This window comes from Brevundimonas sp. (genome assembly GCF_031082345.1).
GTDB lineage: Bacteria > Pseudomonadota > Alphaproteobacteria > Caulobacterales > Caulobacteraceae > Brevundimonas.
Genome location: NZ_JAVHLH010000010.1, coordinates 17,660 through 24,640 on the forward strand (window position 1 = coordinate 17,660; position 6,981 = coordinate 24,640).

Annotated in this window: 8 protein-coding genes; 5 read left to right on the forward strand and 3 right to left on the reverse strand. The window is 63.9% G+C overall.

Going from position 1 to position 6,981, the window contains the following annotated elements; genetic code table 11:
- The 4 genes from RDU12_RS01465 to RDU12_RS01480 all read left to right on the forward strand — a co-directional run.
- Nucleotides 1-815, forward strand: an 815-nt coding sequence (locus RDU12_RS01465) for a response regulator (RefSeq protein WP_308684000.1), incomplete at its 5' end; no start/stop codon positions are given.
- A gap of 369 nt (nucleotides 816-1,184) precedes the next feature.
- Nucleotides 1,185-2,621 (forward strand): ATPase domain-containing protein, encoded by a 1,437-nt coding sequence (locus tag RDU12_RS01470; RefSeq protein ID WP_300289248.1) that lies wholly within the window; start codon nucleotides 1,185-1,187, stop codon nucleotides 2,619-2,621.
- A complete protein-coding gene (locus RDU12_RS01475) occupies nucleotides 2,618-3,688 on the forward strand; it encodes a sensor histidine kinase (RefSeq protein WP_300289249.1) in 1,071 nt (356 codons plus the stop codon). The genes RDU12_RS01470 and RDU12_RS01475 overlap by 4 nt, the downstream gene beginning before the upstream one ends.
- Before the next feature lie 75 nt (nucleotides 3,689-3,763).
- On the forward strand, nucleotides 3,764-4,258 hold the full coding sequence (locus RDU12_RS01480) for a hypothetical protein (protein WP_300289250.1): 495 nt from the start codon (nucleotides 3,764-3,766) through the stop codon (nucleotides 4,256-4,258).
- Here the strand turns inward: RDU12_RS01480 and RDU12_RS01485 are convergent.
- Nucleotides 4,251-4,562, reverse strand: a complete 312-nt coding sequence (locus RDU12_RS01485; protein ID WP_300289251.1) for a helix-turn-helix transcriptional regulator — start codon at nucleotides 4,560-4,562, stop codon at nucleotides 4,251-4,253. The genes RDU12_RS01480 and RDU12_RS01485 overlap by 8 nt on opposite strands.
- On the opposite strand from RDU12_RS01485, the gene RDU12_RS01490 reads away from it, so the two are divergent.
- Entirely contained in the window at nucleotides 4,536-5,462 is a 927-nt protein-coding gene (locus RDU12_RS01490) for a radical SAM protein (protein WP_300289252.1), read from the forward strand. The genes RDU12_RS01485 and RDU12_RS01490 overlap by 27 nt on opposite strands.
- A 141-nt stretch (nucleotides 5,463-5,603) precedes the next feature.
- On the opposite strand, the gene RDU12_RS01495 is transcribed toward RDU12_RS01490, so the two are convergent.
- Nucleotides 5,604-6,179, reverse strand: a complete 576-nt coding sequence (locus tag RDU12_RS01495; protein WP_300289254.1) for a carboxymuconolactone decarboxylase family protein — start codon at nucleotides 6,177-6,179, stop codon at nucleotides 5,604-5,606.
- Between the two features lie 70 nt (nucleotides 6,180-6,249).
- Entirely contained in the window at nucleotides 6,250-6,927 is a 678-nt protein-coding gene (locus RDU12_RS01500) for a DUF1109 domain-containing protein (protein ID WP_308684001.1), read from the reverse strand.
- Nucleotides 6,928-6,981 lie beyond the last annotated feature (54 nt).

The window sequence follows — 6,981 nt, forward strand, 5'->3', positions numbered from 1 at the left end:
GGACCAGGCTTTCGACGCAGGAGCCGTGGGCGATGGCTGACGCCCACCAGCTCGAACTGGCGCTTCTGAATCTGGCGATCAACGCCCGGGACGCCATGGGCGACCGCGGCACGCTGATGATCGAGAGCGCCGAACGCTTGGCGGCCGACGGGCAAGGCATGTTCGTCGTGATTAGCGTGACGGATACCGGCCCGGGCATTCCGCCTCATTTACTTGAAAAGGTCTTTGATCCGTTCTTTACGACGAAGCCCGTCGGCAAGGGCACCGGGCTTGGACTGAGCCAGGTCTATGGAATCGCCAAACAGTCCGGCGGTTTCGTCCGGATCGACAGCCAGGAAGGTCAGGGCGCGACCATCGAAATCTGGCTTCGTTCGTCGTCGGCTGAACCAGAGGAAAAGCACGCACCCGCACCGGTTCGCCCAGCCAACGGAGTCGCTCAAGCCCGAATTCTGGTGGCCGATGACGACGGCGGCGTGCGAACCTTCATCTGCGACTGCCTGCGCGCGGCGGGCTACGAAGTCATCGAGGCTGCGGACGGCCAGGAGGCGTTGCAGTTCCTCACCCAGCAGGCGCCGGACCTTCTGATTGTCGACTTCGCCATGCCGGGGTTGAACGGCGTGGATGTGGTGAAGCGTGCCCGACAGCAAGTCCCGGACCTGCCGATCATCCTTGCTACGGGCTATGCTGACATGAAGGCGGTGGAAGCCGTCATGGCTCCTGACCGCATTCTCAGAAAGCCGTTCAGGGTCGACGATCTCGAGGCAGCCGTCGCTCTCGCGCTGGGTCAAACGGAACAGGCGGAGATCGAAAAATGACCTATCTTACGGTCTCCCTCATCCCAATTTTCGCGGCAGCCCCCGGACAAACACGGCGGTCACCCAATCGCAAAAGCGCCGTCGCAAGGACGGCCGGTCCGGCTCCGCCTGCCTTCCCGTACCCCTGTACAACTTGACGACCATTCTGACAGCAACTCGTCCCCAATATCTGGAAACGCCGATGTCTCTTTTGAAGTTCCTGCGTCCGATCCCGTACAGTTTAGATAACGACTTGGGATTAGAAGATCATGTCGGCGGACGCGCTCGGAAACTCGGGACCTCTCCAAGCACGACCCCCCCGCTCTTCTTGTCCGGACAAGGCTCGGTGGTTTATGTGTCAGGTGGGTGGGTCCAAGCCGGAGACTTGATGTGACCAAGCGTAAAATGCCCAAGCCTATGGCCACCGGGATTGCCGGCCTTGATGAAATCCTCAGGGGCGGACTGCCGCCATCCAATCTGTACATGCTGCAAGGCAACCCCGGCGCCGGCAAGACCACCGCGGCGCTGCAGTTTCTCCTCGCCGGCGTCGCCGCCGGTGAGCGATGCATATACGTCAGCCTGTCCCAGACCTCCGCCGAGCTCGAATCTATCGCCGTCTCGCATGGCTGGAGTCTTGAGGGGATCCGGGTCGAAGAACTTTCCGCGTCGGATTCGGTCAATGGCGCGGCGGACCAGACGATCTTCCAGACCGCCGAACTGCGTCTGGATGAAACACGTCAGGCGGTCGAGCGCGCCATCGAGGAGCACAAACCCCAGCGTCTGGTCTACGATTCCCTGCTCGAAATCCGGCTGATCACCGGTGACACTCCTCGATTCCGCCGCGAACTGATCGGCTTCAAGGCCTTCCTGGCCAAACGCAATGTCGTGGCGCTCCTGCTCGATACGCAAAGCGCCGAGGCCTCCAACGGTGAGGAGGTGGAGGGCATCGCCCACGGCGTCATCCGTCTCGACAAGGCGTTGGATGATTACGGGCCCGTCCGTCGACGTATCGAGGTCAGCAAGATGCGAGGCGTGCCCATTGCGGACGGCTATCACGACATGGCTATTCGGGAAGGCCACGGGGTCGTGGTGTTTCCCCGCATCGTGCCGGGCGCCCAGCCCGAGAAGGTCCGGCCAGAGCTGATCAAGTCGGGCGTAGACACCCTGGACGCCATGTTTGGCGGCGGTCAGGAATCGGGCACCACCACCCTGGTCATCGGCCAATCGGGGACGGGCAAGTCGACGATGGCGTCGCTCTACGCCACCGCAGCTCTCAATCGCGGTGAGAGCGTCGCCCTGTTCCTGTTCGAGGAGCGGCTTGAAACCTTCTTCCGGCGATCTGAGGGCCTCGGTATGGACCTGCGGAAATTCCATGAGGACGGACGGCTGGTCATCCGGGATTTCAATCCCAACGAAATCTCACCCGGGGAGTTCGCCCAGGTGGTTCAAACCATCGTCACCGAGGAGAAGACCCGCGTTGTCGTCATAGACAGCTTCACCGGCTACCTCAATTCGCTGCCCCATCGGGAGAAAGCGGTCAGGGATATCCAGTCCCTGCTCAAATATCTGGCTAGGGCCGGCGTCCTGACCATGCTGATTGTCGCCCAACACGGCCTGCTCGGTCAGAATGTCGGCATTGATGTGGACGTCAGCTTTCTTGGCGACACGGTCCTGCTGTTGCGCATCACCGAGCACGAGGGACGCCTGCGCCGCAATATCACCGTCGTCAAGAAACGACACGGCCCGCATGACCTCGATGTGCACGAACTTTTCATCCAGAGTTCGGGCGTGTCCGTGGTGCCGTACAACCCCCTGCCGGAGCCGTGACGATCGAAGATTCCGCCGACAGCGCGCCGCTCGACCACGTTCTGGTTCTGGCGCCCTATCGGCGAGACGCCGAGTATCTGCGTCAACTCCTCGGCGAGTATGAGATCCAGGTAGAAATCTGCTCGTCTGCGGATGAAATTGACGCCGCTCTGGCTGGTTCACCAGGGGTGCTGGTCGCCACGCATGAGGCCTTGACGCCTCCGGTCCTGGCGGCTGTCGCCGCACACCTGAGCCATCAACCGGCCTGGTCGGAACTGCCGATCGTGGTTCTGCTGGATCGAGCGTCCCAGAGCGTCAGGATACGGGCGGAGCTGGCCCGGGTCTGGCCCAGGGCAAGGCAGTTGTTCTACCAACGACCGGTGACGCCGGTGGAACTGGTCAGCGGTGTCCAGTCGGCATTGCTCGCTCGCCTGCGCCAGCGCGACGTGCGCGATCACCTCGCGCGGGAGGTCGAGTTGCGGCGCGAACTGAACCACCGGGTCAAGAACATACTCGCCAGCGTCATCTCCATCTTCGAGATGACCCTTCGGGGCGGCGTTTCTCTGGATCAGTTCGCAGAAGACTTCAGGGGCAGGCTCGGCGCTTTGGCCAAGGTTCATTCGGCTGTCTTTCATGCGGCGGAGGAGGCTGTTCCGATCGCCGAAATTGTCGACCTGACCTTCGAACCCTATCGACTGCCCGGCAAAGGGCGGATCATCTCAGAGGGCCCGGAGGTCCTGATGACGCGCGAGGCTGGCACCACCCTGGCGCTGTGCCTGCATGAACTTGCGACCAACGCCATCAAATACGGGGCGCTATCTTCACCGAACGGCCAGGTGTCGTTCTTGTGGTCGATCTCGGAATCGGACGTGCCGGAGCTGTCTGTCCGCTGGGTCGAGTCCGGCGGACCCCAGGTAATCGAGCCGACACGTGCGGGGTACGGCACACGATATCTCCGGTCCGCCCTGGCCAGCATCTTTGGTCAGAAGCCGCTAATCGCATTCGAAGCGGCCGGCCTGGTGTGTGAAGCGAGAGGGCCGCTATCGCGCATGGCGGCGGTCATTTCACCCACTGCGAGTGAGGTGTGAAACACACACGTACAGGCGAAAGCCCGTGAACTGCGAAGACTGAGCAACCATTCGCGGGAGGCAACCGTTGGCGAGATGATGAAAGCAGATCAGCATGCTTCGCTGCGCCCTCTTCGTATCCTCTGTGTGGAGGACAACCCCCTGATCGCGTTCCACCTCGAACATGTGATCGAGGATCTTGGCGACTCATGCGTGGGCTCGGTTGACAGTTTCGCAGACCTGCAGATGCAGCCTTTGGATTTCGCGGCCGCCCTGGTCGACATCGATCTGGCTGACGGTCCGACCGGACTGGCCGCCGCCCGGTGGCTGAAGGAGAGGGGCATTCCTTGCGCCTTCGTCACAGGACAGACCGATATCGCCGAACAGCACGAAGACCTCGCCGTGGCGATCGTGGCTAAGCCGGTAACGGACGAAACCATGGCCCGGGCGATCGGCGAACTCCGACGGACCGTTCAGATTCCTCCGGTCAAATTCCCCAAGCAGCGCCTGACGATGGAGGCCTCCCCAGGGCGCAGCGACCTGCACGTCCGATCGAGCAGTCTTCCGGATGCCGGCCGATCTGTCAGCTGAACCAATAATGCCGTCTGAAAATTGAGGCTCTCACTCTGCGGATTGTTTGCAAATGCTCGGCCGCGACGATGTCATGGTCGCTATCGAGGGTTCGCGGCGACAGCCCAAGAATGGCACCGATGTCGGAGGAGCTCTTGCCACGACTGACCCAAGCCAGACATTCGGCCTCGCGCTGGCTGAGCGCCGGGGCTTCGCTGGCGGGAAGTCCCCGCTTGGAACGCCAGAGCGGCCAACCAGAGCGCTTGCGCCCGTCGCTGGCGGTGACGGGACTGGCGCCATGACGCTGCGCGCCGAGTTTACTCATCCGGAATTGACTGCCACGGGCGAGCGGCGGGCCCGGGTCGATCTGACGGGACTAAGGACTCTCTGGTTCAACACAGGCACGCTCTGCAACCTGGCCTGTCGCAACTGCTATATCGAATCTTCGCCCCGCAACGATCAGCTGGTCTATCTGACGCAAATCGAGGTCCGACGGTATCTCGCTGAGGCCCTTCAGGCTCATCCCGAGCTTGAAGAGGTCGGCTTCACGGGCGGCGAGCCCTTCATGAATCCGGATATCCTGGACATGCTCCAGGACGGGCTCGAAACAGGCCTCAGGATCCTGGTGCTGACGAATGCGATGCGGCCGATGCAGAGGCTGTCGAGCGCGCTGGATCAGCTTAACCGTCGCCATCCCGGTCAACTGTCTATCCGGGTGTCCCTCGACCACTATACAGCCGCTGGGCACGAAGACGTACGCGGCCCCCGATCCTGGGAGCCGGCGCTCGAGGGTCTGGATTGGCTGGTGAAGGGAGGATTCGATCTCGCGATCGCCGCCCGTCTGATGTGGGGCGAAAGCGCAGGCGGGACCCGCGCAGGCTTCGCCGCCCTGTTCGCCTCCCACGGTCTGCCGATCGACGCAGCGGATCCCGCTCGCCTGGCGCTGTTTCCCGAGATGGAGACCGACGCCGAGGTTCCGGAGATCACCGACTCCTGCTGGGGGATCCTGGGCAAATCGCCCGATGACGTGATGTGCGCCAGCTCCCGCATGGTGGTCCGCCACAGGGGCTCCGATCAGGCAAGCGTCATCGCCTGCACCCTTCTGCCCTATGCCGAGGGGTTTGACCTCGGACCGACCCTGGCCGGGGCTCGCGGCCCGGTCCGGCTCAATCATCGACATTGCGCCCGCTTCTGCGTCCTGGGCGGCGCAACCTGCAGCGGCTAGCCGCCGCGGCCGGGAAACAGTCATCGCCGCATTCTGGCGTATCAAGGGACCTGAAGGCGGCGCGACCTCGGGCGTAAGCGGCCCATTACGCGGCCTCCGCTGCATCCCGCCTTCGTCGCGCCGCTCCTGCGCATCGTTGCGTCAGCTCGGGTCTTCCCAGCGCCAAGGCGCGAACGCAGGATCCACCGGCGTATGAAACAGGTGGTTGGCGTAGTTGCTCAGCGTCTTAACGGCCAGGGCCAGAACGACATCAAGCATATGCCGTTCGTCGTAGCCGGCGGCCTTGAAGGCCACGACAGACGCCTGGGACGGCCGACCGCGGGTCTCGAACATGGCCTCGGTGAAAGCGCTCAGAGCCGCCAGCCGGGCGTCGCCAATGGGCGCGCGCTGACGGATCGCTTCCAGCACCTCGGCGGGGACCTTCGTCATCTTCTCGCCGACCATGCTGTGCGCGGCCATGCAGTAGTCGCAGCCATTGGCCCGGCTGACCGTGAGAAACACCACCTCCTGCTCGGGCGGCGTCAGGGCGGACTCCTTGCGCAGACGGTCATAGCCGAACAGGTAGGTCTGCAGCAGCCCCGGTGCGTTGGCCATGGCCCCGTACATGTTCGGCACGAAGCCGAGCTGGGCCTGAGCCCCCTCAAGCGCTTCACGGGCGCCGCCTTCAGCGGTCTCGAGCGTGACCAGGGGTGTTTGCATCCTGTAGCCGTCAGTCATGTCGGTTCTCCTTGTGAAGGCGGTCTGACCGATCGAAACGATCGGGCATGGCCGAAGCGAAAATCGTGGGTCACCATCGCAGCAACCGGCCTCCCAGAAGGCCGCCGACCAGTGTCGCGAGAAGGATCCCGAGCGAGTACCAGACGATGACGAACGTGGCCGCGCGTTCCGGACAATGCAGCCCGTAGAGGGTGGCCGCGACGCTCGCCGTCACCAGCCCGACCGCCGCGCCCGCCGCCCTCGGTCGGGTCGGCGCGAACTGGCGCGCGCCCCAGACCACGAAGGGCGCGGCCATTGCGGTGAGCGCGAGGATGTAGCCGGGACAGACGCTCGCCGAGCCGCCCATCAGGAGCGAGTAGCGGTGCTCCGGCGCGGCGCGCAGCAACTCGCTGACGGCCACAGCGGCCGCGAGCGACAGGACCCCGGTCAATACCAGCAGCGGCGCGCGCACCGAAACGCCGGGACGGCCAAGTCGCGTGAGAATCCAGAACCCGCACGTTGCGAGCGCCATCGTATAGGCGGCCTTGCCCCAGAAGACGGCGCCAGTCACCGCCTCGGCAAGGTCCGGCCTCATCTTCAGCCAGACGATAACCCCGGCCAGCGCGGCCAGCCCGGCCCCGCCCGCCGCTAGGGCGAGGCGGCAGTCCAGACCGACGGCCGAGCACGGGCGAAGATCGCTGGCGAGCGCATCGATGAGGTCTTCGGTCTTCAGCGGACTCTCCTGATTCCGGACGGGCGTGATCGGAATTCGGCGGCGAGCCGCATTGGTTACAGGGCCGGTTCACCGGCGCCCCCAAAGCGT